Here is a 24,390-nt window from a genome sequence, read left to right as displayed (position 1 = left end):
ACTGGTCATACCAGATTTTGGGCAACAAACCGGAGAGCATTATGACGAAAACCAGCGTACGCATTGGCGCTTTTGAAATCGACGACGCTGAATTGCGTGGCGAAGCACAAGGCGAACGAACGTTAAGTATTCCCTGCAAATCCGATCCGGATTTGTGCATGCAACTGGACGCCTGGGATGCAGATACCAGCGTCCCGGCGATCCTTGATGGGGAACATTCCGTTCTGTACCGTGAACATTACGACAGTAAAACCGATGCCTGGGTCTTGCGTCTTGCATAACCCAAAGAGAACCCGCCCGAAGGCGGGTTATTTATTACTGAAGCTGCGTCAGCGTCAGAAAGCCCCCGAACACCGCTCCCGTATCAATGTAGTGCAGATTGTTGAAATCGTAGCGCTTGTCCACAGGCGTATGTCCGAACCAGAAGTGATCCGCGCCGCTAATGCCCTGCCCTCTACCCACCATAAAGCCCATTAACCGGTCGCGATCCCACAGCACCCGCTGGGCATCTACCGGCTTATGCCAGGCATATTCGGCGGCGGGATAATCCGCATGAGCAATCACGTTCAGACCGTTTTTGCAGGTTATTTCAATAATGTGCGGTAAGTCCCGACACGCGTCGAGTAAATCCTTCGCCTGCTTTTGTTGAGCGACCGTAAGCCCGGTAAACCAGTTACCGCCATTTATCTTCCAGAGACTAAAATCATTATTATCAAGCGCATCTAACGCCATTTGCTCGTGATTACCGCGTACCGCATAAAACCACTTTTCCTGCATCAGCTGTAAACATTTCATGCTGTCGGGACCGCGGTCGATAATATCCCCCACCGAGATAAGCAGATCCGCAGCAGGATTAAAATGCCGTCGTTTCAGCTCATCCATAAGCCACTGATAGCAACCATGAATATCGCTGACAACCCAGACATGACGCCAGTGTTCTCCCTCTATTTTCTGATACATAACGCCTCCTGTAAGAAGTATAGCTGCCACAGAAAATGTCATGAGCCGACGATGGATATCGCGAATCCAAACAAACCATAAACCAGCCGGAAATAAAGATCGCTGCGCTATTAATCCCTTATTCCCTGACCTTTAAAATAGTGCGGAATAAAAGAGGGATTTTCACGTGTCAAACATACACCTGCAAAACGATGTTTTTTATCCGCATCGCACAAATATTATTTCTGAACTGGTGAGAGGGAAACGCGTTCCCGGCCCAATCTGGCACAAACGTGATTACCGGTTAAAGTTCCTTCTGCGCTCGCTTTTATTCTGGTCCTCCACCCATCGCATGCTGGAGGCGCTATCCGGGCGCGATGATTTCGACAGGCTGCTCACCTCTCAAATTACCTTGCCGAGCAAAACTCACCGCCAGTATCTGATGCGTGGCCTGAACTCAAACGACCGGGCCGATGCTATCGTCAGCCACTATCAGTGGATTGATAGTCTGACAAATACCGCCCTCGCCCACGCGCTGACTAATCCGCAAGAGGTGCCGGTTGTCCGGTTCGAGGCAAAAAACGGCGAAATCTATACCGTCCACGCCTCGTCCGCAGGTAAGGCTGAACGTGAAGGCGAGAGCACGCTTTGGCTGCATGACAATGACAACACGCTGCTTGCCAGCCTGACGTTCTGTGTCGCACGCAGTAACGGCCGTATGGTGCTGGTAATCGGCGGCCTCCAGGGTCCACGTCGTCATGTTTCACGGGAGGTGATTAAGCAGGCTACCCGTGCCTGCCATGGGCTTTTCCCGAAACGCGTGCTGATGGAGGTGATCTTCCAGCTTGCCTCACGCTCGAACATCAGCGCGATTTTTGCCGTCAGCGATGAAGGCCATGTTTTCCGCGCGCTGCGCTACCGTCTGAGCAAAGGGCGTCATTTTCACGCCAGCTACGACGAGTTCTGGGAAGGCCTGAACGGAAAGAAACTCTCCCCCTTCTGCTGGCAGTTGCCGCTCCAGATGGAGCGTAAAGCACTGGAGGAGATTGCCAGCAAAAAACGCGCCGAATACCGTCGCCGCTTTGCGTTACTTGATGATATTGCGGCTTCCGTACATGCGCGCATTGATCCCGCAGTCGTCTCAGGCAAAATACAAACAAAAATTTAACAAAACAGCCAAAAAGGACTGGACTTACGCCTGCCGGGTTGTGGTATGTTTGAAGCAGGCGCACAGGAAGTGAACCTTCTGCTGAGACGAAAACCGGATTTTATCGTTTATTTTCATGCAGATAAAAAGAGACCGAATACGATTCCTGTATTCGGTCCAGGGAAATGGCTCTTGGGAGAGAGCCGTGCGCTAAAAGTTGGCATTAATGCAGGCTCATTCGCCTTGCCCTTTAAGAATAGATGACGACGTCAGGTTTTCCAGTCCACAGTAAAAGTGGTCTGAAAAAAAGCGTCAGAACATCACTAAATGTGAAAAACCGCAGAGCTTTTACAAGCACCTGCGGTTTTTTTTTACTGGAAACCTGACGGCTAGCAGAGCTTTTTAGCGCGCTCAATAAACGGTGCCAGACTCTTCTTCTGCCCGGGGTTTGCCGGGTCATCCACCTGGATCACGCTGACAGGCTGTCCGTTACTTTTCCCGCTGGCAACCTGCTGCTCCGCTACGTCATTTAACGGATACTGCACGAGCGTACTGGGATTGATGACATACAGCGCGTTACCGGCACGGCAGGTGAGCATGACCTCTTCACGATTAAATGCCCAGTTGTCCTTACCCACTTCAAACCGGCTGACGGTGATGACCTGCGGCGCGGCCAGCGCACTGCTGGCACAGGTGAGAAGTAAAAGAGAAAGCAGTGTCTTTTTCATAAGTTATTAAACCTTGTCAGAAGGGTTCCCAGGTCGCGAACAGGCTGACGGCCGCCAGTACCAGCGCGCCCAGCACCACTTCTGCCTGTGTCATCCTGATAAAAATCTGTTGTTCCCGCCCGGCATCAGGGCGAAAGCGTGGCACAAGAAAATACCGATTCGCCAGCGCAATTGCCACCATCATGATGACCAGCGCACTTTTGAACAACAACAGCCGTACATAAGGCGCTTCCCACGGCACGTCTATGCCCACAATAAAGAGCGTATTGATTATCCCGGTCAGCAGCACGCCCGCCACGGCATAATGCCCCACGCGGGAGAAGCGCATCATGGTAAAGATAGCGGCTGGCTGCCAGCGGCCTTTCGCCAGCCGCATACAGAACAGCAGCGGCAGTAGACCGCCCACCCAGGTGGCGGCGCAGAGCAGGTGAAGCGCATGGTTCAGACGATGCAACGCACCCGGCGCGCCACCGTTCATCGCGGCATGTCCCACGCCCGCCAGCAGCACCAGTTGCCCCATCGCGAGCAGTAACAGCCGTGAGCCCTTTTGCGGGGTAAGCCATGCAGCGCCCGCGGTCACAGCGGCCAGCACCATTTGCCACAGCCAGACGCCACCAAACTGCGTGCCCAGCACGCTGCGCCAGACCGCCGGGCGAATGACATCACCCCAGCCGTTACCCATTAACCCACTTTGCAGGCCGAACATCAGCAGAGCAGCCATCAGGCTGATTAAGGCCGCGATATTCTGCTGGCGCTGGAAACGCTGCGTCATGAGGCGCTGCAACGAAGACGGTACAAACCAGACACTGTATAGCGCGTTGCCGAAAAGTAGTATCAGCGCAACAAAATGGATAAAGCGAAACGCTACGTAGCTCAGGGCCAGCATACTATTTCACGCTAAAGTGATAGCTGCCCTTGGTTTTGTGGCCGTCCACGGAGACCACATGCCAGTCCACCGTATAGGTGCCGGTCGTCAACGGTTTCTCAAGAGGAACAATCAGCTTTGCGTTATCCTTCTCGTCACGCTTCACCGCGCCGGTCTGGATTTTGTGCTGCTGCGCGTCCGTCACCACGACGCCGCTGAAGGCAGGTTCAATGCCTTCCGAGAAATTCAGGGTAATGACGTCGGGTGCCGTCGCGACGGTATTTTCCTGCGGGGATTGTTGCTTAAGGTGCGCATGGGCCAGAGCTGATGGCGCGATTGCCGAAGAGAGCAGAAACACCAGCGCACACGCGACGCGGGAAGGGGTAAAGTGCATCACAATCATTCCTTTTCGTTATGCCTGAATGCTAAAGAATAACTCTGTATAATTAACGAGTCGAGGAACATCCTTTGCTCCCTTGTCATCGTTGAACAATCGCGGTAACGTTGCCGCCGCAGAAAAAGGAGAAGGAAATGAACGTTAACCTGGCCGCCCTTCCTCAGGACGAGATGGACAAAGTGAATGTCGATCTCGCCGCCGCGGGGGTCGCATTCAAAGAGCGTTACAACATGCCCGTCGTGGCTGAAGTGGTAGAGCGTGAACAACCCGCGCATCTGCGCGACTGGTTCCGCGAACGTCTTATTGCGCATCGCCTCGCCTCCGTTAATCTCTCGCGCCTGCCGTACGAACCTAAAGTTAAATAAGCTTAACGTCCCGTTACACTTCCTTACGCGTTATGTGGCAGGATAAGAAAACCCTGATAAATTTAGGTGTAATCTTAAAATCCCAGCGACTTAGTGTATAAGGAAGTCACGATGGACTATTGCCGCGGCTCAGTATGCTCCGCGGCACAACTGTGTTGATGAGCACGTAAAACATCACCTGCACTTTATTGCCGAGGCTGCCTCACATGGGTGCGATTTAGTCGTCTTTCCGGAGCTTTCGCTTACTGGCCCTGGCGGAACAACCTTACCCCCACCCCCTGACGATTTGCAGCTTGCCCCCCTCCTTCACGCGGCGCAGTCACGTTTCATCACGGTGATTGCCGGTATTACTCTCCAGCAACAGAAAGGACTCGCGCTATTCACCCCTAACCTGTCGACCATCCGGCGTTATCCGCAGGGTAACGGTGCGGGTGTTATTCCTGGCAATAAACGGTTAACCATCGTTGATAATCAGGCTGACGCCCCGGAACTGGACCCAGAGGCAACGCTGTTCACCAGCAGCCTGGCGGTGGGTGAGCAACGCTGGCGGCAATCCATCAGTTCGTTACAACGCTTCGCGCATAAGTACGCCATCGCGGTATTAATGGCGAACGCGCGCAGCGGTAGCGCGTTATGGGATGAAAAAGGTCAGCTGATCGTGCGTGCCGATAAGGGAGAGTTGCTGTTAACCGGTTCTTTGGGCCGACAGGGTTGGCAAGGGGATATCATTCCATTAGGCTAGGCATTTTAGGATCAGGAGCGATCAATGCTGCGCGTTATCGATACCGAAACCTGCGATTTGCAGGGTGGAATTGTGGAAGTCGCCTCTGTCGACGTGGTTGACGGAAAGATAGTCAATCCAATGAGCCACCTGGTGCGCCCGGACCGTCCTATCAGTGCGCAGGCGATGGCAATTCATCGCATTACGGAATCGATGGTGGCGGATAAGCCGTGGATTGAAGAGATCATCCCTCTTTACCACGGTAGCCAGTGGTATGTCGCCCATAACGCCAGCTTTGACCGCCGTGTGCTGCCGGAGATGCCCGGTGAATGGATTTGCACCATGAAGCTGGCGCGCCGTCTGTGGCCGGGGATCAAATACAGCAATATGGCGCTGTATAAGTCGCGCAAACTAAGCGTGCGGACGCCGGAAGGGCTGCATCATCACCGCGCCCTCTATGACTGCTACATCACCGCAGCGCTCCTGATTGATATCATGAATACTTCCGGCTGGACGCCGGACGATATGGCGACCATTACCGGCCGCCCCGCCCTACTGACCACCTTCACGTTCGGTAAATATCGTGGAAAACCGGTATCGGAAGTGGCGGACAACGATCCGGGCTATCTGCGCTGGCTGTACAACAACCTCGACAGAATGAGCCCGGAACTGCGCCTGACGCTGAAGCATTATTTAGGCGAAGCCTGAGTTCCCGCGCGGCCTGGCAGCGTATCCTGCGCCAGGCCAATCAAAAAGGCGTACTCCAGCGCCACCCCTTCATAGGATTTAAATCGCCCTGATTTCCCTCCGTGCCCCGAGTCCATATCGGTACACAGCAGCAGCAGATTATCGTCAGTTTTTAGCTCACGCAGCTTCGCCACCCATTTCGCGGGCTCCCAGTACTGCACCTGGGAATCGTGCAGGCCGGTGGTCACCAGCATATGCGGATAGGCTTTCGCCTCGACGTTATCGTACGGGCTGTACTCTTTCATGTAGCGGTAATAGGTTTCATCCTGCGGGTTCCCCCACTCCTCAAACTCCCCGGTGGTCAGCGGAATGGTTTCGTCCAGCATGGTCGTCACCACGTCCACAAACGGCACCTGAGCGATAACGCCTTTAAACAGTTCAGGCCGCTGGTTTACCACGGCTCCCATTAACATGCCTCCGGCGCTGCCCCCCATGCCAAAGCAGAGTTGCGGATCGCCATAACCCTGCGCGATCAGCGCATCGCAGACATCAAGGTAGTCATTGAAGGTATTTTTCTTTTTGAGAAATTTTCCGTCTTCATACCAGTGCTGACCCAGCTCGCCGCCGCCGCGAATATGGGCAATCGCATAAACAAAACCGCGGTCGAGCAGGCTCAGCCTGCTGCTGCTGAAATCGGCGTCCATGCTGGATCCGTAGGAGCCGTAACCGTAGACGAGGATGGGGTTTTTACCTTTGTTGAAGTGATCCTTGTGGTAGACGAGAGACACGGGGACTTCAACGCCGTCGCGCGCGGTCACCCACAGGTGTTCACTGCGATAATTTTCCGACTCAAATCCCCGGACCTCCGCCTGTTTAATCACCTGACGCTGCCCGGTGTCCATATCCAGCTCAAACAACGTGTCCGGGGTAGTCATTGACGAATAGCCGTACCGCAGGCGGGACGATTCCGGTTCCGGGTTAAAGCCGATCCACGTCACGTAAGCCGGGTCATCGAACGCAATGCCCACCACTTCGCGGGTTTTGCGGTTGATTTGGCGGATACTGGTCAGTCCGCGCTGACGCTCTTCCACCACCAGCCAGTCGGTAAACAGGGTGAACCCCTCCAGCATCACCTGATCGCGCGCAGGAATTAACACTTCCCACTTCCGTTCATCGCGCACTTTGGTTTTATAAAGGCCAAAGTTTTTACCCTCGCGGTTCGAACGCAGGTAAAAGCTGTGCTGGAAGTGATCCAGACTGTACTCATGATCTTTACGGCGCGGCAGGAAGCATAACGGCTGGGCATCCGGCAGTTCGGCATCCAGCAGCAGCACCTCAGAGGTGGTGGCGCTGGCAAGGAAGATAATCACGTAGTGGCGAGACGAGGTTTTATGCAGGCTGACGTAGAACGTCTCGTCTTTTTCTTCATACACAAGCTCATCGTCGGCGGAATCGGTCCCCACCGTATGACGCCAGACCTGATAAGGCAGCAGCGTTGAGGCATGCTTTTTAACGTAGTAGACCGTTTCTGAATCGTTACCCCAGACGAAATCGGGGGAGACATTATCCAGCATTTCGGGATACCAGTTTCCCGTTTCAAGATTGCGGAAACGCAAACCGTACTGGCGGCGGGAGAGGTAATCCTCAGCCAGCGCCATAATGGCGTTATCGGGGGAAATGGACATGCCGCCCAGCGTATAAAACTCACTGTGGGCAGCACGTTTGTTAGCATCCAGCAGGATCTCCCATTCGTCCCACTCGGCGCTTAGCACAGACTGGCGCTGGTAGATGGGATATTCGTTTCCCGGCTCATAAATATGGCGATAGCGATAACCGTTTTTGCACCACGGGGCAGAGACATCACGCTGGGGGATACGCTGCACCATTTCGTTCAGGAGCTGATCCTGAAGCGCCTGCTGGCTGGCCATGACCTGGCGGCCATAGTCGTTTTCCTCGTGCAGATAGTCGAGCACCTCTGGCCGGGAACGAGAATCGTCCCGCAGCCAGTAGTAGTTATCGATACGCGTATCGCCATGCGTGGTGATCGAATAAGGAGTACGTCGGGCTTTTGGAGGCATGGCATTCTTACTTTTTCGTTTTACATCCTATAAGGTTGGCAAAACACGCGTATGATGCAAGCGAAACATGGCCTTCTAGCCCGCGAGGGTCTGCTTCTGCTGCTGAATATCCTGCTCAATTCCCTCACGAACGTCCTGTGGGATCTTCAGCGCATCACCCAGGGCGTTCAGGTAGCTGCGCTCCATAAAGTGATCGATATCGATGGCGGCACAGCTCAGAAAATAGAGTTCCAGTGCCTCTTCTTCGTTTTTCACGCTTTGCGCCAGACGCTGCGGATCGAGCGGCTGTTCGATGGCCTGCGCCACCAGCGCCCTGCCCTGCTCCTCAACGCCCGCTTCCCGCATCTGCTGTTCAATTGCGGCACGTTCACTGGCATCAATATGCCCGTCGCTCTTGGCTGCAAAGACCAGGGCGAGGATCAGGCGCTCGGTGCGTAAATCTAACGGCGATACCTGCTTCCCGTACTGCGGTTCATCCTGATGCGCGTTGCGCACCTTGTCTTTGTATTTGTTCCATAAGACGGAGCCTGCAATAGCCCCTCCGCCCGCCAGCAGCGCGCCGGTACCGTATTTGGTAAGCAGTTTCCGCGATGATTTATTGGCAACCAGCAAACCGGCCAGCCCGCCGAGCGCACCCGGCACAAGCAGCTTGCTCAGACCCTGCTCGCCGGACGACGAGCCTTTTTGTCCCAACAGGGATTGCAGTTGATTCATCCAGCCTGACATATTTTTCCTCACGTAACAGTGCGTAACCTTCACAGCCTAAGCGAGCGGGTGTCAGGAAATGTCTGTCAGTGCTAAAGAAGCGCAAATTTCTCCCCTGTCCGGGTTATCCCTATACAAGACATACGCAAACGTTTTCGTTTATACTGCCCGCATCTTTTTCAGGGGGATTTTTATGACTTGTTTAGGAACTGCGCTGCGTCCTGCCGCGACGCGCGTCATGCTGTTGGGATCGGGTGAACTGGGTAAAGAAGTGGCCATTGAATGCCAGCGTTTGGGTGTGGAAGTGATTGCGGTGGACCGTTATGCGAATGCGCCCGCCATGCACGTCGCGCATCGCTCGCACGTCATCGATATGCTTGACGGTAATGCCCTGCGGGCGTTAATTGCCGACGAAAAACCGGATTTCGTGGTACCTGAAATTGAGGCCATTGCCACTGAGATGTTGGTTGCCCTTGAACAGGAAGGCCAGCGCGTGGTGCCCTGTGCCACAGCGGCAAAACTGACCATGAACCGGGAAGGCATTCGTCGCCTGGCGGCAGAAGAATTACAGCTCCCGACCTCCAGCTACCGTTTTGCCGGGGATAAAGCTGCGTTTCTCCAGGCCGTAGAGGAGATTGGCTACCCGTGCATCATTAAGCCGGTAATGAGCTCCTCCGGCAAAGGGCAGAGCTTTATCCGCGACAGCAGCACGCTGGACAAAGCCTGGGACTATGCCCAGCAGGGCGGCCGTGCCGGTGCCGGGCGCGTCATCGTAGAAGGCGTGGTGAAGTTTGATTTTGAAATTACCCTGCTCACCGTCAGCGCCGTGGACGGTGTTTATTTCTGCGACCCGATTGGTCATCGCCAGGAAGACGGCGATTATCGCGAATCCTGGCAGCCGCAGCGAATGAGCGCGCTGGCGCTGGCACGCGCGCAGGAGATCGCCCGCAAAACGGTGCTGGCGCTGGGCGGCTACGGCCTGTTCGGCGTGGAATTGTTTGTTTGCGGCGACGAGGTGATCTTCAGCGAAGTCTCCCCTCGCCCGCACGATACCGGGATGGTCACGCTGATTTCGCAGGATCTCTCTGAGTTCGCGCTGCACGTACGTGCTTTCCTCGGCCTGCCGGTTGGCGGCATCCGTCAGTACGGCCCGGCAGCCTCGGCGGTGATCCTGCCGCAGCTGACCAGCCAGAATGTCACCTTTGATAACGTCGAAGGTGCGGTAGGCGCAGGCTTGCAGGTTCGGCTGTTCGGCAAACCGGAGATCGACGGAAGCCGTCGTCTGGGCGTGGCATTAGCGACCGGGGAAAACGTGGACGAAGCCGTCGCGAGAGCGAAAAAAGCGGCCACTGCGGTGAAAGTGACAGGGTAAATAACTAAAGGCTGGTCAATTAAGCGACCAGCCACATAGCATGATTAACGTTGTTTCGTTTCTATCGCTTCCATTCGTATTCCATGTCCTCGTAGGCTTCATTCGTTTTCGAGATGAAAACAAAACTACCGAGGCCTATAAAAATAACGAAGGGAATGATTATGCTCGCAATCAGTTCCCAGATTGCTGGCGGATCGTTTTGCGCCAGGAAACTGATACGATAGGCAATGAGGGATAACACGCAGAATAAAGCCGCCATCCCCGCAGGATAAAGGGGATTACTCCAGTTACACCAGGTAAGTTTTTTTGGGATAGCTGTCTTCAGGGAGGAAAGCGCAGTAATACAAAATTTGTTTTTGTCTGAATAAGCTACCAGTTGCTCCCCCTGGGCATATTTTACCGCATCCGCCGCAAATGCCAGAGCCAGCCACCGATACCCGGCACTCTTTGCGCCCAGAGAGGCATCGATATCCAGCCGTTCCACCGTGAGCGCTTTTTTGTCCAGTGCCTGCATTAATGGATATTTTTCAATACGGGACAGCCCGGTATACCAGAGATTTTTCGGCGTAAGTACCGAACCCGTCTCAAGGAAGACCGCCATTTTGTCCTCTACATCGGTCACATCAGACATAGGCTGATATAAATATACCGGTTTTTCGCCCTCCTCCCGGACATAATGACTGGTCAGCAGGAATGCACATGCATTTTCCATGCTCTTTGATTCGCCGCTTTCTTCATGTAAATGAACGATAACAATCAGCCGGTTTTCAACTCTGTAATCAGATAAGTTCATCCATTGGCTAACGATCGCGTAGTCAGGGCATTCTGTGCTGTACTCAATTTTACACGTGCTGGCCGTTTCAATACCCAACCGCTCCAGAGTGCGTCTCAGTTCATCAATGCAGGATCCACTCCCTCCGCGAACCCAGACAACGGTTTCAAAAATACGGTAGTTATAGCCCTTCAATTTTTCTGCCATCGGGTCCAGTAAGCGGTAAAACATCTGTTCATTTCTGGTCTGGTCGAAGCGATCTTCCAGCTGAATATTAACCGGCGTTTTCGGTGCCAGCGGAAATTCGCCTTCCAGTTTCAACATATTCAGCGCGGGTTGCTCCAGGGGGGTTATTGAAGACCATGCTGCGATAGCCATATTTTTCCGCGCATACGCCTTTAAATTAATCTCCTGCTCTTTTGCTATGAATTTTCGGGTTTCAGCATAATGAATGTTGGCGTCATGAAATATGAAACTTGTAAAAACTAACAACGACACAACACAGATGGGCAGAATAACTGAAGGCACAAAAAAGAGAGCCGTAACGTGTTCCTGTTCAGGCCAGGTTAAAGCCCGGATCACGAGGCCCATTGCGACGGCTATTACATAGAGGAAAACAATCATGACGACTGGCACAGTGGAATTCGGGTCTGGCTGTTTTTTGTATAACCACCACGCGCGCATTACGAAGCTCCCGCCACAGGTAAGGTACTTTTGATTTCACATCCACACGCCGCGCGACAGCCATCTACCACAACCCCACGGCCATGCATGGTCCAGGTTGGGTGACATTCAGTGATTGGGAACGTCCCTTTATGGAGCGGACACTGCACAAGATCATCTTTCAAGGCCTTTTCCTCCGCTTATCAGCGGATCGTTTAACCTAATGACGCCTTTCATCACTTTATCTCCCTATTTTCCCGCATCCATGTTGCATTGCATATGATCCCAGCCGGTATAGCCCTTCACGTCGGGTACGCTGTCGGGTAAATCTTGCCAGTTTGCCTTAAGTTGCTGCGTGCTGCCCTCAAGCCCCTGTTTAGTCATGTAGACCATTCCCCAGGCCCAGCCAGGGGAACGGGATTCCAGCTTCCCGCTGACTTTATTTCCCATTCCGTCATCCACGGTATAGGCAATCCCCGGCCCACCGGGCAGAATGCGCGGGTCTTCAAATGGCTTTGATGACATATACAGCCGGTGCTTGGTTAGTAAAAAGCCCTGATCGTTGACGACGGTGAAAGAAATAATATCCTCATACGGCGCGTAGTCATCACCATTGGGTTCATTATGATTTGGTGAAAACGCTACTGAGCGCCACGTTTTCCCATAGTCCTTAGATACTATGAATCCACTCACTCCCCATCCCGTCAGTGCAATATATCGCTCTGATGGATGAATAAATTTACGGGTAAAGAGTCGATAAAACTGACTAACTGGTTCGGTGTGAATGCCTCGCTTAGTATCCGTGTACCAGAGTTCGCCTTCACAATCCCACCCTTTCAGTTCGAGATAACGATGATCATCGAATCGATAAACTACCTGCGTCGGCGGTTCTTTAGCCAGGCATCCGGTCACAAGCAAAACAGCTAAGGTCGTCAGGCCGATAATAAATATTTTCATGCTCTATCCTTTAGCCAGTTGACTATCACTCATGGGCTTTGGCATATCCCATTGCAAATTTGCCACATCCTGATTTCTGATGGACAGTTCGCGTGACGGCATGGCTGGCGAGGCATTATTAAAGTGGTTTTCCACACCGTACTCCCCTTTTGGAAGCACCTCATCAGGCTTATTCATAAACCATTTCGTACGCTGTTCATCTAGTATTCCGGTACGGTAATATTCTTTAGCGGCAGGATAACCGTTCTGCGGATCGCGCCAGTCTGCCCGATGTAGCAACCCTTCCCAAAATTTCCCCGCCTGATAATCGAATGATTTGCACTGCCCAATAGCCAAATCAAACGCCATAGCGTGCGATGGCACAAATTCACTCATCACAATAGAGGAGTGCTGGCTGTAGCCTACCGGGTCAATTTTCTGCCATTCCGCTTGCAGTTCTTCCGGTGTTTTCTTCCAGGTAAGGGTAACTAACTGAAAATCACGCGAACCTGACACCTCACCATAAATAACTTCATGCTTGCGTTCAAAACTCTCTTCTTTAAGCTCTGAAGCAGATAAAACGTGACCAGGCTGCCAGCCAATATTTTGATAGCGGTTCACAGCAAAGGTTGTCGTTACTGTGCGCTTAATGGCGCTGGCTTTGGCGGAATAGGAAATGTAGGCGTCCGGGCTGTCCGGATCGACATAATAGGTATACGGTTTATCACTGGTTTTAGGATCGTTATCCGGGTGATTATCCTCCCCCTGAAGTTTGAAAATAAAAGGTTCCGGTAACTCCTCACCATTTATCACCACATCGCGAGCGCTGTAACTGGCGTTCGTGAGAAAGGCATATTTTGCATCCCCCTCATTTCGCGGCTGTAACTCAAAGGGGTTAGCGTCAGGGATGTTTCCTACTTCACCATGCTGGTAAAACACACGCTGAAACAGATTCGGTATATCACTGGCAATATTCTGAGGAATGCCCCGCCAGCCAAACCCCTGCACATTCTCCAGCGACACGACGCCATCGTTCGGGCAAAAGTAGTTATACACTTTACCGTCGTTGCTTCGGCAATATCTGCCATCCGTTCGCAGCGGATTATCGGAAGGTTTACGCAGGGTACAGGAGGCCTCCAGAGCAAGTAATTCGCTCTCTGCCATTTTCCCACCCCCTTTCCATTGCGTATGCATCAGGCGACAGAAATTTTTAAATGTCTGCTGTCTGGCGTCGTCGGTCTGTTGATAGCCCGGCTGAATATTTTCAGCCACGCGCGACTCAAGAGAATATGGTGAGTGATTAAGAATCACACAATTTACCGGATCGTATCCGGCCTGTTTCACCAGCATATTTGCCAGCATAGTAATAATCGTGCCCTGACTGTGAGCGACGATATTGATAACATCGTTTTGAGTTACTAACGGCTGACGAATCTGAATAATCAAATCCGCCAGCCGTTGAGCGGCAAAAAACTGGTAAATGCGGTGCGGGTTTTCATAAATGGGATGGGTAAAATCGCCATCATTGAAGTGCAGCGAGGCAAATCCCGCAGCGGCAACGCCGAAGCCACCGGCGCCGGGCCCCAGCATATCCGGGATCGTCGTCGTCGCGTTGGCAAAGGTCCCGCCCCCCTTGGCAAAACTCTTATCAAGTGCGTTCTTAAAGTTATCGTTCTGGTACTGAAACGGCCCTTTTCCGTCATTACCCAGCGACTTTTTATTCGTCTCGTTATCTTCCTGGTACGCATCATAGGGAAGATGCGCTTTGTCACTCAGCTTCCCGACTTCCTCCCGGTAGCGCTTCTGGTCCGCCCGGTAGTCAGCATGCGTAACCGGTTTATATCCCCAGTAAAACGGGATGATGGGGGAACGCCCGGGAGTGATAATTCTGTAGTCTTTCCATTCGTGGGCGTAAAAATCCTGCCGGTTGAGTCGCTTACCCAGCCCGACAAGTATTCCTTTCTCTTGATTCTGGTAAGCTTCACCCACGTCGTTCACGCCATGGACGAGGATCACAATGCCGGGCATCGGACGCGGTATCCCGACGTTGCGCGTCTGGGCGACTTCGCCCAGGGTTTTGTGTACCGGAATATCGCCTTCTGATACCACCCGTGGAGCGTAGGGTTTTGTCTTCGCCTCCGTCATTCCATTATCTCCATTTTATAGCTGTCGAGGTCGTCAGCATCGAGCAGGGGTGAACGACCGCAGCTGTCCGTCACGCCTTCCACCACCTGTCCGGATGCACTGGTCAGCCTGAATTTTTTGTTTGCCAGAATTTGCTCCGGATCATCGCCGGCGTGCAGTTTGTAGCGAAGTTTAAAGGCGCCTTTGTCAAAGGATGGCGTCGGTACCGACACACTTTCCGGACCGTCGTATTTCAGGCTCGGCGCTTTGAGCTCAATGCCCGTCGGCGAGAAAATCGTGACCAGTCCGGTCGGGCTGATCCGGATCCCGCCGCCCCCGCAGACAAACTGCATTCCCTTTCTGGCACTGCCGTTCATTTTCCCGGCGGTGCTCGTCAGCGTGAAATCCTGCTGCGACAGCATGTGCATTTCGCCCCGCTGCGCCTGCGTCGTAATATCCCCCGCACCGGCAATCATCTGGATGCCGAGTTTGCGGGCAAACAGCGACAGTTTTTCCCCTACGGCCAGCGAGAATTTTTTCACCACATTCACGCTGGCATTCCCGCCCGCTGTGGCAATCAGGTCTTTCCCGGCTGACAATTGCAGGCTGTCCGGCGTAACCTGCGCAATTCCACTTTTTCCATATGCCAAAATACCGGGCTCCGCGAGATGACTCAGCGTCTGGCTGAGCGCATTTTGCCGATCGGTTTCCACATTACTCGCACCTGCCGTAAGCGCACTTTGTTGTAGGGTCATCGCCAGCGATAGCGCCTTTTCGAGTTGTGCAATAGCCGCTGTCATATCCAGTTGCTTACCCCCCGCGCGGGGCTGTGCTTCCGTGGTGATCATCACGCCTTTGGCAGCACGCAGCGCCATCCAGTCGTCGGTGCGAGCCTCCACACCTTCCCCGCGCTTTTTGCCCTCAGCATCAACCAGGTGGCCCACACTCACTTGCCCTTTGCCGTACTCGGTAGAGATTTTGATGTGTTCCTGCCCGCGACGATCTTCAAGACGGATCTTGTTCAACGCGGCCGTGCGGATCACGTTTCGGGTATCGTTACGGTTTGTGACTAAATCCGGGTGGCTGCCGTCGTGCATGACATGGGCGATAAAAGGTCTGTCCGGGTCGCCGCCTTCAAAACCTACGGCAACTTCAGTCCCCTCCAGCAACGGAAAGTGAATACCAAAAGTGTCACCGGCGTACGGCCTGCCGAGGCGTACCAGGGCGCTTTCAAATCCGACCCGTTTTTCATCAAGGTCAAAATCGAACTTAACCCGGTAGCGTCCAACCGCATCAAGTCCGGCATAGGTTTTATCTCCCCCGATAGCCTTCACTCTGGCGGGCACCGTTCCGGCTATCACCGGCCGGGATATGTATTCAGGACGGAAGCTATAGCCGTGGATATAGGGGATCCCAGAAAGTACGGCGCGATAGTGTTCAGCACGGCTGCCGCGGATAATCATCGCAGTTATCACAAACCCGGACTTAAACCCGTCAGGTAAAGGCCCTGAGGGATAAAACATAATGCCTGGCTGAAGCTCGGGATCGCTGGTTGTCGCCCCCAGAACACTTTGTCCGTTCAACAGGCGTTCATAACGCAGACGGGCGTAAAATGCGGCGGTTTCCGCCTCTTCACCGTGAAAATCCCCCGCAGCAAGATAGTGATCGGCATAGTGATAGTGTTGGCCTGTCGTTACACCTTCGGGAATATCGCTCGTTTTAATGGTCTTATCCGTCTGCGGCGATTGCGGGTCACGGTAGTTATAGGTGCGAACCAACACATTTTTTGGGATCAGGCCGTGCTGCTCCTCCAGATCGGTGATGTATTCGTTATAACTGGTCATGCCTGAATGTCGGACATAAGGCATCTGTTTGTCGCTGAAGTTGTAACGACGCGCAGAATCCCCAAAAATAACGACGGTTTCCGTTTTCACTTTGTTGTGATTCTCAAAACGGAACCAGATCCCTATCTCTGCCAGCAGCCGACGGATGAACCGCAAATCGGTTTCTTTCCACTGAACGATCATTTCCCGTCGTGGATAGCTGTGGCTCAGTTGCTCAAAATCAATGTTGTAGCCGTCAAAGTGACCACTGTCCTTCATCAGCTTTGTAACGAGCTCCGGGACTGTCATGTTCATGTAAACCGCAGAACGGTAATTTTGATCCAGCAGCGCCAGCTCATGCTCCAGCACGCATTCATACAGTGCTTCGTCACCTGAAGACATCAGCCGGGAAAATTGGGTGATCGTGCCATTAATCTGGCGAACCGGCAGCCAGGAGGTTTGCCCATGCCATGAGGCTTCCAGATTGGGTGCACGCAGAATAAACTCAGCCCTTTGATTAAGAACAGCATTAATGGCAATATTTTGATCCGGACTGGTAAAGCGAATGGTATAACGATAAGGCTCGCTTAATATCTCTTTTCCTGTAAAAGAATGAACATCAGAAATAACATTTTTGCTACGCGGGAAATACAATAAATATCTGTTTAATGTGTCCCGCCGTTGAGCCACCTCAGATTCCCCTGACATTATTATCTATCCTTTTAACAAACATTCCGTTTATTAAAAACAATACACCTATCGTTCTCCTATTAAAATACCCAACCTCAAGTTGAATTGACTCAAAGGAAGTAATATTATTCACAGAACAAATAAAAAGAGCCCAGGCAATCTCATCACAGATAAATTAAGAATGAATTATTCATCAAATATATAAGTGAGGGATTATTTAATAATGAAGAATGATACGCCTGGGGTTAGGGATATTAAAAATGTTTGTGGGAAGAAGAAGAAGAAGAACTTATACATGCTGGTCACATAAAGTGACCAGCATCAGGCCAGAGGGCCTGCTTTATGCATTGAGCATTTGTTACTGTTTCGCGCCTTCTACCGCTTCGCGAGCCAGTTTAGTAATGCGATCCCAGTCGCCTGCTTCCAGCGCATCCGCCGGAACCAGCCAGGAGCCACCGATGCACAGCACGCTTTTCAGCGCCAGGTAGTCGCGGTAGTTGGCCGGAGAGATGCCACCCGTTGGGCAGAAACGCACCTGGGAGAATGGGCCTGCAATCGCCTGCAACGCTTTGGTGCCGCCGTTCGCTTCAGCCGGGAAGAATTTAAACTCTTTCAGGCCGTAGTCCATGCCCAGCATCAGTTCAGAAACGGTGCTGATACCCGGGATCAGCGGAATAGTACCTTCGGTTGCGGCTTTCAGCAGCGGCTCGGTCAGGCCCGGGCTGATGGCAAACTGTGCGCCCGCTTCGGTCACTTCCGCCAGCTGCTGCGCATTCAGAACCGTACCAGCACCGATGATCGCTTCCGGCACTTCTTTGGCGATAGCGCGAATCGCATCCATCGCACAGGCAGTACGCAGGGTCACTTCCAGAACACGAACGCCACCCGCAACCAGCGCCTTCGCCATTGGGACAGCGTGCTCCAGTTTGTTTACCACAATAACCGGCACGACAGGGCCAGTAGTCAGGATTGCTTCTGCACTTGTTTTCCAGTTTTTCATCAGAGTTTTCTCTCGCCAGATCGTTAAAATCAAGTCGTCTTAAAACGTAATACAGGTTGCGCCCTGCTCCGCACCGGAGAGTTTCTCACGCAACGCACCAAACATCTCGCGTCCGGTACCCACGCGGGATGCGCTCAGGTCAGGAATATGTGGCTGACGCGCCGCCAGCTCTGCTTCGTCCACCAGCAGGGTTAACTCGCCTGTCTGACCGTTAACGCGGATCATGTCTCCATCATGGACTTTCGCCAGCAGGCCGCCGTCGTAGGCTTCCGGGGTGACATGAATCGCTGAAGGCACTTTACCGGATGCCCCCGAGAGGCGTCCATCGGTCACCAGCGCAATTTTGAAACGGCGGTCCAATAATACACCAAGCGGCGGCATAAGTTTATGTAATTCTGGCATCCCGTTCGCTTTTGGTCCCTGATGACGCACCACGACTACGCAGTCTTTATCAAGCAGACCCGCGTCGAAGGCAGGTAAAACGTCGTGCTGGCTTTCAAACACCACCGCCGGGGCTTCGATAACCTGATTCTCTTCCGGCACGGCAGAAGTTTTCATTACGGCACGCCCAAGGTTACCGCTCAGCACTTTGGTGCCGCCGTGAGGAGAGAACGGCTGTTCGTAGGTCGCGATAACCTGAGGATCGAGCGAGTTGCTCGCCCCCTCGCGCCAGTCCAGCTCACCATTGTTCAGCCACGGCTCAAGGGTATAGCGATGCAGGCCAAAGCCCGCCACCGTGTTGACATCCTCATGCAGCAGGCCGCCTTTCAGCAGCTCGCGCATCAGCACCGGCACGCCGCCCGCGGCCTGGAAGTGGTTAATGTCCGCCGGACCGTTCGGGTATAGACGCGCCATCAGCGGTACCACGGAGGAGATCTCGGAGAAGTCATCCCAGTTGATCAGAATGCCCGCCGCGCGCGCCATCGCGACAAGGTGCATGGTATGGTTGGTTGAACCGCCGGTCGCCAGCAGGGCGACAATCCCGTTGACGATGACTTTTTCATCCACCATTTTGCCCATTGGCATCCACTCGTTGCCGTTACCGGTCAGACGCGTCACCTGACGGGCTGCGGCTTCGGTCAGCGCTTTACGCAGTGGCGCATCCGGCTGGATGAACGACGAGCCCGGCAACTGCATCCCCATAAACTCCACCACCATCTGGTTGGTGTTGGCCGTACCGTAGAACGTACAGGTGCCCGGCGCGTGATAGGACGCGGCTTCCGCTTCCAGCAGCGCCTGACGGTCCGCTTTTCCTTCGGCATACAGCTGGCGGATACGGACTTTTTCCTTGTTTGGCAGACCGCTTGCCATCGGGCCTGACGGCACAAAAATCGCTGGCAGATGGCCAAACGACAGCGCGGCCATCACCAGCCCCGGGACGATTTTGTCGCATACGCCCAGGTAGAGCGCGCCATCAAACATATTGTGAGAGAGGCCCACTGCCGCCGACATGGCGATCACTTCGCGGCTCAACAGAGACAGCTCCATACCGTCCTGTCCCTGAGTCACGCCATCACACATGGCCGGCACGCCGCCTGCAACCTGGCCCACCGCGTTCACGCTGTGCAGCGCATTGCGGATGATAGACGGGTAAACCTCATACGGCTGGTGGGCTGAAAGCATGTCGTTATAGGAGGTAATGATGGCGATATTGTTACGCAGCATGCTTTTCAGCGCGTCTTTATCACCAGGCTGGCAGGCGGCAAAGCCGTGGGCCAGATTCCCGCAGGCCAGCTGTGAGCGATGGACCGTTTCACTCTTCGCCTGTTCGATGCGGGCAAGGTAGGCAGCACGGGTCTCTTTCGAGCGTTCAACGATGCGTTGTGTTACGCGTAACAATGTCGGATTCATAAAAGCTCCTCTAATTTATCTGTCCAGGCTCGGGAGTTTACACAGTTTCTGACGGTTGTTAACAACGCTGAAACGCCTGATATCCGGAGCACAGGGGCAAAATGTCTGAAGGGAGTGTAATAAAAAAAGCTCCGCGGGTGAATCCACGCGGAGCTTAAAAGATTAAAAATTATGCCACTTGCTGTGTTAGATCATGTTACCGGTAAAATAACACCTTTGGGCTAGAGATGGGGGTTATTCAAACTCGTTCCAGGAGCGGCCATCACGGGTGATCATCGCAACGGAGGCGACAGGTCCCCATGTTCCCGCCTGATACGGTTTTGGCGCGTCCTGGTCGGCTGCCCACGCTTCGGTGATTGAGTCGACCCACTTCCACGCCTCTTCCACTTCATCGCGGCGGACGAACAGCGCCTGAATACCACGCATGGTTTCCAGCAGCAGACGCTCGTAAGCATCGGCCAGATGCGTCTGGTTGAAAGTTTCAGAGTAACTCAGGTCGAGTTTGGTGGTTTGCAGGTTGTGTTTGTGATCAAGACCCGGCACTTTGTTCAGGATCTGAATATCCACACCCTCATCCGGTTGCAGACGAATAGTCAGTTTGTTCTGCGGCAGTTCCTGCCAGGATTCTTTGAACAGGTTCAGTTCCGGATTTTTGAAGTAGACCACCACTTCGGAGCATTTTGCCGGCAGACGTTTCCCGGTACGCAGGTAGAACGGCACGCCGGCCCAGCGCCAGTCGTCGATATCCACGCGGATCGCCACAAACGTTTCGGTGTTGCTGGACTTGTTCGCGCCCTCTTCTTCCAGATAGCCAGGGACTTTTTTCCCCTGGGCAAAACCTGCGGTGTACTGGCCGCGTACGGTTTTCTCACGCACGTTGGAGCGGTCAATACGGCGCAGTGATTTCAGCACTTTCACTTTGGCGTCACGAATGCTGTCGGCCGTCAGATCTGACGGTGGAGACATGGCAATCATGCACAGAATTTGCAGCAGGTGGTTCTGGATCATGTCACGCATCTGGCCGGCCTGGTCGAAGTAGCCCCAGCGGCCTTCGATGCCCACTTCTTCCGCCACGGTAATTTCCACGTGGTCGATAGTGCGGTTGTCCCAGTTGTTCACAAACAGGGAGTTGGCAAAACGCAGCGCCAGCAGGTTCAGAACCGTCTCTTTACCCAGATAGTGGTCAATACGGTAAACCTGACACTCCTCAAAGAACTCGCCCACCTGGTCGTTGATTTCACGCGAGGTTGCCAGCGACGTACCCAGCGGCTTCTCCATCACCACGCGCGCCGGTTTGGCGTTCAGCTTCGCTTCGCCCAGACCTTTGCAGATGGCGCCGAAGGTGCTTGGCGGCATGGCGAAATAGTTAATGGTGACGCGATTTTCCTGGTCCAGCATTTCACCCAGACGGGTAAAGGCGCTTACATCGTTGACGTCCAGATTACAGAAATCGAGACGCCCGCTCAGCTTATCCCAAAGGCTTTCATCGATTTTCTCTTTCATGAAGGTTTCGAGCGCCTCGCGTACGACTTTGGTATAAGCCTCCTTATCCCAGTCGGCGCGCCCTACCCCAAGGATTCGGGTATCGGGATGGATCTGGCCCGCTTTTTCGAGCTGATACAGGGAAGGCAGCAATTTTCGGCGTGCAAGATCGCCTTTCGCGCCGAAAATGACCAGGTCACATGCCTGGGCTGTTTGCGTTACCGCCATGTCATTCTCCTCAGTTAGATCTCCTGGTACTCTGCCAGGTATCGTTGTAATTTTATTACAATGCACTGTACTGCTTTTACGCGTTTCCTGAAACCATTAGCGCTTAACGACGCGTGCGATACGGTGATTTTTCGTCGCGCGGGCCATTACGCCCGTCTGGTGACGCAACAAACGTCGATTCTTTGCGCAACAGGGTCAGAGCAAAACCCGACGTCGATCAAGTAATGAAAAAAAACAACAACATTTCTTGTCGACGATTACCCTTTCGGGTGTCCCGGGGGTAATATCGGCTAAATCGAATCAAGGTTTCATCTCTATGAAATCGTTTATGCCCTCATGAGCGTCTTGTTAACAATGAACATGCTGGAAAAAATCCAGTTTCAACTGGAACACCTTAGCAAATCCGAGCGCAAAGTGGCCGAAGTTATTCTCGCCGCGCCCGCTCAGGCGATTCATTCAAGCATCGCCGCTCTGGCACAGGAATCGGGCGTCAGCGAACCGACGGTCAATCGATTCTGTCGTAGTCTGGACACCCGCGGCTTTCCTGATTTTAAACTGCATCTGGCACAAAGTCTGGCAAACGGTACCCCGTATGTTAATCGCAATGTAGATGAAGACGACAGTGTTGATGCTTACACCGCAAAAATATTTGAATCGGCAATGGCCACGCTCGACCATGTTCGCCAGTCTCTGGACATGAGTTCAGTGAATCGCGCGGTCGATCTTCTTACGCAGGCCAAACGGATTGCTTTCTTTGGCCTTGGCTCGTCCGCCGCCGTGGCGCATGACGCCATGAATAAGTTCTTTCGCTTTAACGTGCCGGTGATTTACTCCGATGACATTGTGCTGCAACGCATGAGCTGTATGAATTGTAGCGAAGATGATGTCGTGGTACTCATCTCCCATACGGGCCGCACCAAGAGCCAGGTGGAGCTGGCGCAACTCGCGCGTGACAACGATGCGATGGTCATCGCCCTGACGACGGCAGGTACGCCGCTGGCCCGGGAAGCAACGCTCGCCATTACCCTGGACGTACCGGAAGACACCGACATGTACATGCCGATGGTCTCCCGCCTGGCGCAGCTGACGGTCATCGACGTGCTGGCGACCGGTTTTACTTTACGCCGGGGCGCAAAATTCCGGGATAACTTGAAGCGGGTCAAGGAAGCCCTGAAAGAATCGCGTTTTGATAAAGAATTGCTTATAAAGAGCGATGTTCCCTAATAACGACGATGTACGATTTACGGCATTCGGTCCCCTCGCTACTGCCTTGCGATAGATGAAGGCCGATTCTATGTTCACGCAACACCAAAGTTGTTTCAGTCAACGGAGTATTACATGTCCAGAAGGCTTCGCAGAACCAAGATCGTCACCACCCTAGGCCCGGCCACCGACCGCGATAATAACCTCGAGAAGATTATCGCCGCGGGTGCCAACGTGGTGCGCATGAACTTCTCTCACGGTACGCCAGAAGACCATAAATTACGTGCCGACAAAGTGCGTGAAATCGCAGCTAAACTGGGCCGCCATGTTGCTATCCTCGGTGACCTGCAAGGTCCAAAAATCCGCGTATCGACCTTTAAAGAAGGCAAAGTCTTCCTCAACATCGGCGATAAATTCCTGCTGGATGCCAACCTGAGCAAAGGCGAAGGCGATAAGGAAAAAGTGGGTATCGACTACAAAGGTCTGCCTGCTGACGTTGTGCCTGGCGACATCCTGCTGCTGGACGACGGACGCGTACAGCTGAAAGTGCTGGAAGTTCAGGGTATGAAGGTGTTCACCGAAGTGACCGTCGGCGGCCCGCTCTCCAACAACAAAGGCATCAACAAACTCGGCGGTGGCCTGTCTGCCGAAGCGCTGACCGATAAAGACAAAGCGGATATCGTGACCGCAGCGCAGATCGGCGTGGATTATCTGGCCGTCTCCTTCCCCCGCTGCGGCGAAGATCTGAACTATGCTCGCCGCCTGGCGCGTGATGCAGGCTGCGATGCGAAAATCGTTGCGAAAGTGGAACGCGCTGAAGCGGTCTGCGATCAGGACGCGATGGACGACGTGATCCTGGCGTCTGACGTGGTGATGGTTGCCCGTGGTGATCTGGGCGTGGAAATTGGCGACCCTGAACTGGTCGGTATCCAGAAAGCGCTGATCCGTCGCGCGCGTCAGCTGAACCGCGCGGTGATCACCGCCACCCAGATGATGGAATCCATGATCACCAACCCAATGCCAACCCGTGCGGAAGTCATGGACGTGGCGAACGCCGTGCTGGATGGTACTGACGCGGTGATGCTGTCAGCCGAAACCGCTGCGGGTCAGTATCCGGCGGAAACCGTGGCCGCCATGGCGCGCGTCTGCCTGGGTGCGGAGAAGATCCCAAGCATTAACGTCTCCAAGCACCGCCTGGATATCCAGTTCGACAATGTGGAAGAAGCGATTGCGATGTCCGCGATGTACGCAGCCAACCACCTGAAAGGGGTCACGGCGATCATCACCATGACCGAATCTGGCCGTACCGCGCTAATGACGTCTCGCATCAGCTCCGGTCTGCCGATCTTCGCCATGTCCCGTCACGAGCGTACGCTGAACCTGACGGCGCTGTATCGCGGCGTGACGCCAGTCTACTTCGACAGCACCAATGACGGTGTGGCCGCCGCGCACGATGCTGTGAACCTGCTGCGCGACAAAGGTTATTTGGTATCCGGTGATATCGTTATCGTGACGCAGGGTGACGTGATGAGCACCATCGGCTCAACCAATACCACCCGCGTACTGACCGTAGAGTAAGCTCCGATCCCCTCTCCCCTAAGGGGAGAGGGGTGA

The 24,390-nt window shown here is 53.6% G+C and carries 23 protein-coding genes; 9 read left to right on the top strand and 14 right to left on the bottom strand.

The window, feature by feature from the left end; all coding sequences use genetic code 11:
• The first annotated feature begins 41 nt into the window (after positions 1-41).
• Positions 42-281 (top strand): YebV family protein, encoded by a 240-nt coding sequence (locus tag L350_RS19015; RefSeq protein WP_006811010.1) that lies wholly within the window; start codon positions 42-44, stop codon positions 279-281.
• A 34-nt stretch (positions 282-315) separates the two neighbouring features.
• Here the strand turns inward: L350_RS19015 and pphA are convergent, their stop codons facing one another.
• Positions 316-960, bottom strand: coding sequence for a protein-serine/threonine phosphatase (gene pphA / locus L350_RS19020; protein WP_032624057.1), 645 nt, complete (start codon positions 958-960; stop codon positions 316-318).
• A gap of 166 nt (positions 961-1,126) precedes the next feature.
• Here pphA and L350_RS19025 point away from each other — a divergent pair, with 166 nt between their 5' ends.
• Together L350_RS19025 and L350_RS22990 are read left to right on the top strand one after the other, a co-directional pair.
• Positions 1,127-2,107 (top strand): VirK/YbjX family protein, encoded by a 981-nt coding sequence (locus tag L350_RS19025; protein ID WP_022648463.1) that lies wholly within the window; start codon positions 1,127-1,129, stop codon positions 2,105-2,107.
• A gap of 45 nt (positions 2,108-2,152) precedes the next feature.
• Positions 2,153-2,350, top strand: a complete 198-nt coding sequence (locus L350_RS22990; RefSeq protein WP_041907460.1) for a M14 family metallopeptidase — start codon at positions 2,153-2,155, stop codon at positions 2,348-2,350.
• A gap of 125 nt (positions 2,351-2,475) precedes the next feature.
• Here the strand turns inward: L350_RS22990 and L350_RS19030 are convergent, their stop codons facing one another.
• From L350_RS19030 to yobA, 3 genes are read right to left on the bottom strand one after another with little or no spacing between them, the layout of a single operon-like run.
• On the bottom strand, positions 2,476-2,814 hold the full coding sequence (locus L350_RS19030) for a YebY family protein (protein ID WP_032624056.1): 339 nt from the start codon (positions 2,812-2,814) through the stop codon (positions 2,476-2,478).
• Positions 2,815-2,830: 16 nt separating this feature from the next.
• Positions 2,831-3,700 carry a copper homeostasis membrane protein CopD gene (copD, locus tag L350_RS19035; protein ID WP_032624055.1) on the bottom strand — a complete coding sequence of 290 codons (870 nt, stop codon included), beginning with the start codon at positions 3,698-3,700 and terminating at the stop codon, positions 2,831-2,833.
• A gap of 1 nt (position 3,701) precedes the next feature.
• Entirely contained in the window at positions 3,702-4,073 is a 372-nt protein-coding gene (gene yobA, locus L350_RS19040) for a CopC domain-containing protein YobA (protein ID WP_023300433.1), read from the bottom strand.
• 137 nt (positions 4,074-4,210) lie between these two features.
• Here yobA and L350_RS19045 point away from each other — a divergent pair, with 137 nt between their 5' ends.
• The 3 genes from L350_RS19045 to exoX all read left to right on the top strand — a co-directional run bounded on the left by L350_RS19045 (position 4,211) and on the right by exoX (position 5,870).
• The gene (locus tag L350_RS19045; protein ID WP_003859784.1) at positions 4,211-4,441 is read left to right on the top strand and encodes a DNA polymerase III subunit theta; all 231 of its coding nucleotides are present in this window, start codon (positions 4,211-4,213) and stop codon (positions 4,439-4,441) included.
• Positions 4,442-4,538: 97 nt separating this feature from the next.
• Positions 4,539-5,183, top strand: a complete 645-nt coding sequence (locus L350_RS0122115; protein ID WP_032624054.1) for a nitrilase-related carbon-nitrogen hydrolase — start codon at positions 4,539-4,541, stop codon at positions 5,181-5,183.
• A 24-nt stretch (positions 5,184-5,207) separates the two neighbouring features.
• A complete protein-coding gene (exoX, locus tag L350_RS19050) occupies positions 5,208-5,870 on the top strand; it encodes an exodeoxyribonuclease X (RefSeq protein WP_022648468.1) in 663 nt (220 codons plus the stop codon).
• Here exoX and ptrB read toward each other — a convergent pair.
• Both ptrB and L350_RS19060 read right to left on the bottom strand, forming a co-directional pair.
• Positions 5,852-7,927 carry an oligopeptidase B gene (gene ptrB / locus L350_RS19055; protein WP_032624052.1) on the bottom strand — a complete coding sequence of 692 codons (2,076 nt, stop codon included), beginning with the start codon at positions 7,925-7,927 and terminating at the stop codon, positions 5,852-5,854. The genes exoX and ptrB overlap by 19 nt on opposite strands.
• Before the next feature lie 75 nt (positions 7,928-8,002).
• Complete coding sequence (locus L350_RS19060) at positions 8,003-8,653, bottom strand: tellurite resistance TerB family protein (RefSeq protein WP_022648470.1); 651 nt, start codon at positions 8,651-8,653, stop codon at positions 8,003-8,005.
• A 172-nt stretch (positions 8,654-8,825) separates the two neighbouring features.
• Between L350_RS19060 and purT the strand changes: the two genes are divergently transcribed.
• Positions 8,826-10,004 carry a formate-dependent phosphoribosylglycinamide formyltransferase gene (gene purT, locus L350_RS19065; protein ID WP_032624051.1) on the top strand — a complete coding sequence of 393 codons (1,179 nt, stop codon included), beginning with the start codon at positions 8,826-8,828 and terminating at the stop codon, positions 10,002-10,004.
• 61 nt (positions 10,005-10,065) lie between these two features.
• Here the strand turns inward: purT and L350_RS19070 are convergent, their stop codons facing one another.
• The 8 genes from L350_RS19070 to zwf form a co-directional block, all read right to left on the bottom strand.
• Positions 10,066-11,460: a hypothetical protein gene (locus L350_RS19070; protein WP_032624050.1), complete on the bottom strand. Its 1,395-nt coding sequence runs from the start codon at positions 11,458-11,460 to the stop codon at positions 10,066-10,068.
• Positions 11,460-11,609 carry a PAAR domain-containing protein gene (locus tag L350_RS22985; RefSeq protein ID WP_400182007.1) on the bottom strand — a complete coding sequence of 50 codons (150 nt, stop codon included), beginning with the start codon at positions 11,607-11,609 and terminating at the stop codon, positions 11,460-11,462. The genes L350_RS19070 and L350_RS22985 overlap by 1 nt, the downstream gene beginning before the upstream one ends.
• Before the next feature lie 79 nt (positions 11,610-11,688).
• Entirely contained in the window at positions 11,689-12,396 is a 708-nt protein-coding gene (locus L350_RS19075) for a T6SS immunity protein Tli3 family protein (RefSeq protein ID WP_032624049.1), read from the bottom strand.
• A gap of 3 nt (positions 12,397-12,399) precedes the next feature.
• Positions 12,400-14,520, bottom strand: coding sequence for a T6SS effector phospholipase Tle3 domain-containing protein (locus tag L350_RS19080; protein ID WP_032624048.1), 2,121 nt, complete (start codon positions 14,518-14,520; stop codon positions 12,400-12,402).
• Positions 14,517-17,030: a DUF2345 domain-containing protein gene (locus L350_RS19085; protein ID WP_032624047.1), complete on the bottom strand. Its 2,514-nt coding sequence runs from the start codon at positions 17,028-17,030 to the stop codon at positions 14,517-14,519. The genes L350_RS19080 and L350_RS19085 overlap by 4 nt, the downstream gene beginning before the upstream one ends.
• 340 nt (positions 17,031-17,370) lie before the next feature.
• On the bottom strand, positions 17,371-18,012 hold the full coding sequence (gene kdgA / locus L350_RS19090) for a bifunctional 4-hydroxy-2-oxoglutarate aldolase/2-dehydro-3-deoxy-phosphogluconate aldolase (protein WP_023300441.1): 642 nt from the start codon (positions 18,010-18,012) through the stop codon (positions 17,371-17,373).
• Positions 18,013-18,051: 39 nt separating this feature from the next.
• Positions 18,052-19,863: a phosphogluconate dehydratase gene (gene edd, locus L350_RS19095; protein WP_032624046.1), complete on the bottom strand. Its 1,812-nt coding sequence runs from the start codon at positions 19,861-19,863 to the stop codon at positions 18,052-18,054.
• Between the two features lie 234 nt (positions 19,864-20,097).
• A complete protein-coding gene (gene zwf / locus L350_RS19100; protein ID WP_022648481.1) occupies positions 20,098-21,573 on the bottom strand; it encodes a glucose-6-phosphate dehydrogenase in 1,476 nt (491 codons plus the stop codon).
• A 354-nt stretch (positions 21,574-21,927) separates the two neighbouring features.
• Between zwf and L350_RS19105 the strand changes: the two genes are divergently transcribed.
• Together L350_RS19105 and pyk are read left to right on the top strand one after the other, a co-directional pair.
• A complete protein-coding gene (locus L350_RS19105; RefSeq protein ID WP_003859769.1) occupies positions 21,928-22,797 on the top strand; it encodes a MurR/RpiR family transcriptional regulator in 870 nt (289 codons plus the stop codon).
• Between the two features lie 114 nt (positions 22,798-22,911).
• Positions 22,912-24,354, top strand: a complete 1,443-nt coding sequence (gene pyk, locus L350_RS19110; protein ID WP_003859767.1) for a pyruvate kinase — start codon at positions 22,912-22,914, stop codon at positions 24,352-24,354.
• Positions 24,355-24,390 lie beyond the last annotated feature (36 nt).

Source organism: Enterobacter sp. MGH 4 (assembly GCF_000534735.1).
Classification (GTDB): Bacteria; Pseudomonadota; Gammaproteobacteria; order Enterobacterales; family Enterobacteriaceae; genus Enterobacter; species Enterobacter intestinihominis.
This window is presented reverse-complemented; position numbering and strand designations above follow the sequence as displayed.

Bases quoted from the DNA above. Each gene is read 5' to 3' on its own strand.
- L350_RS19015 (WP_006811010.1), top strand. From the start codon at position 42: ATGACGAAAACCAGCGTACGCATTGGCGCTTTTGAAATCGACGACGCT.
- pphA (WP_032624057.1), bottom strand. From the start codon at position 960: ATGTATCAGAAAATAGAGGGAGAACACTGGCGTCATGTCTGGGTTGTC.
- L350_RS22990 (WP_041907460.1), top strand. From the start codon at position 2,153: ATGTTTGAAGCAGGCGCACAGGAAGTGAACCTTCTGCTGAGACGAAAA.
- L350_RS19030 (WP_032624056.1), bottom strand. From the start codon at position 2,814: ATGAAAAAGACACTGCTTTCTCTTTTACTTCTCACCTGTGCCAGCAGT.
- copD (WP_032624055.1), bottom strand. From the start codon at position 3,700: ATGCTGGCCCTGAGCTACGTAGCGTTTCGCTTTATCCATTTTGTTGCG.
- yobA (WP_023300433.1), bottom strand. From the start codon at position 4,073: ATGCACTTTACCCCTTCCCGCGTCGCGTGTGCGCTGGTGTTTCTGCTC.
- L350_RS19045 (WP_003859784.1), top strand. From the start codon at position 4,211: ATGAACGTTAACCTGGCCGCCCTTCCTCAGGACGAGATGGACAAAGTG.
- exoX (WP_022648468.1), top strand. From the start codon at position 5,208: ATGCTGCGCGTTATCGATACCGAAACCTGCGATTTGCAGGGTGGAATT.
- ptrB (WP_032624052.1), bottom strand. From the start codon at position 7,927: ATGCCTCCAAAAGCCCGACGTACTCCTTATTCGATCACCACGCATGGC.
- L350_RS19060 (WP_022648470.1), bottom strand. From the start codon at position 8,653: ATGTCAGGCTGGATGAATCAACTGCAATCCCTGTTGGGACAAAAAGGC.
- purT (WP_032624051.1), top strand. From the start codon at position 8,826: ATGACTTGTTTAGGAACTGCGCTGCGTCCTGCCGCGACGCGCGTCATG.
- L350_RS19070 (WP_032624050.1), bottom strand. From the start codon at position 11,460: ATGCGCGCGTGGTGGTTATACAAAAAACAGCCAGACCCGAATTCCACT.
- L350_RS19075 (WP_032624049.1), bottom strand. From the start codon at position 12,396: ATGAAAATATTTATTATCGGCCTGACGACCTTAGCTGTTTTGCTTGTG.
- L350_RS19080 (WP_032624048.1), bottom strand. From the start codon at position 14,520: ATGACGGAGGCGAAGACAAAACCCTACGCTCCACGGGTGGTATCAGAA.
- L350_RS19085 (WP_032624047.1), bottom strand. From the start codon at position 17,030: ATGTCAGGGGAATCTGAGGTGGCTCAACGGCGGGACACATTAAACAGA.
- kdgA (WP_023300441.1), bottom strand. From the start codon at position 18,012: ATGAAAAACTGGAAAACAAGTGCAGAAGCAATCCTGACTACTGGCCCT.
- edd (WP_032624046.1), bottom strand. From the start codon at position 19,863: ATGAATCCGACATTGTTACGCGTAACACAACGCATCGTTGAACGCTCG.
- zwf (WP_022648481.1), bottom strand. From the start codon at position 21,573: ATGGCGGTAACGCAAACAGCCCAGGCATGTGACCTGGTCATTTTCGGC.
- L350_RS19105 (WP_003859769.1), top strand. From the start codon at position 21,928: ATGAACATGCTGGAAAAAATCCAGTTTCAACTGGAACACCTTAGCAAA.
- pyk (WP_003859767.1), top strand. From the start codon at position 22,912: ATGTCCAGAAGGCTTCGCAGAACCAAGATCGTCACCACCCTAGGCCCG.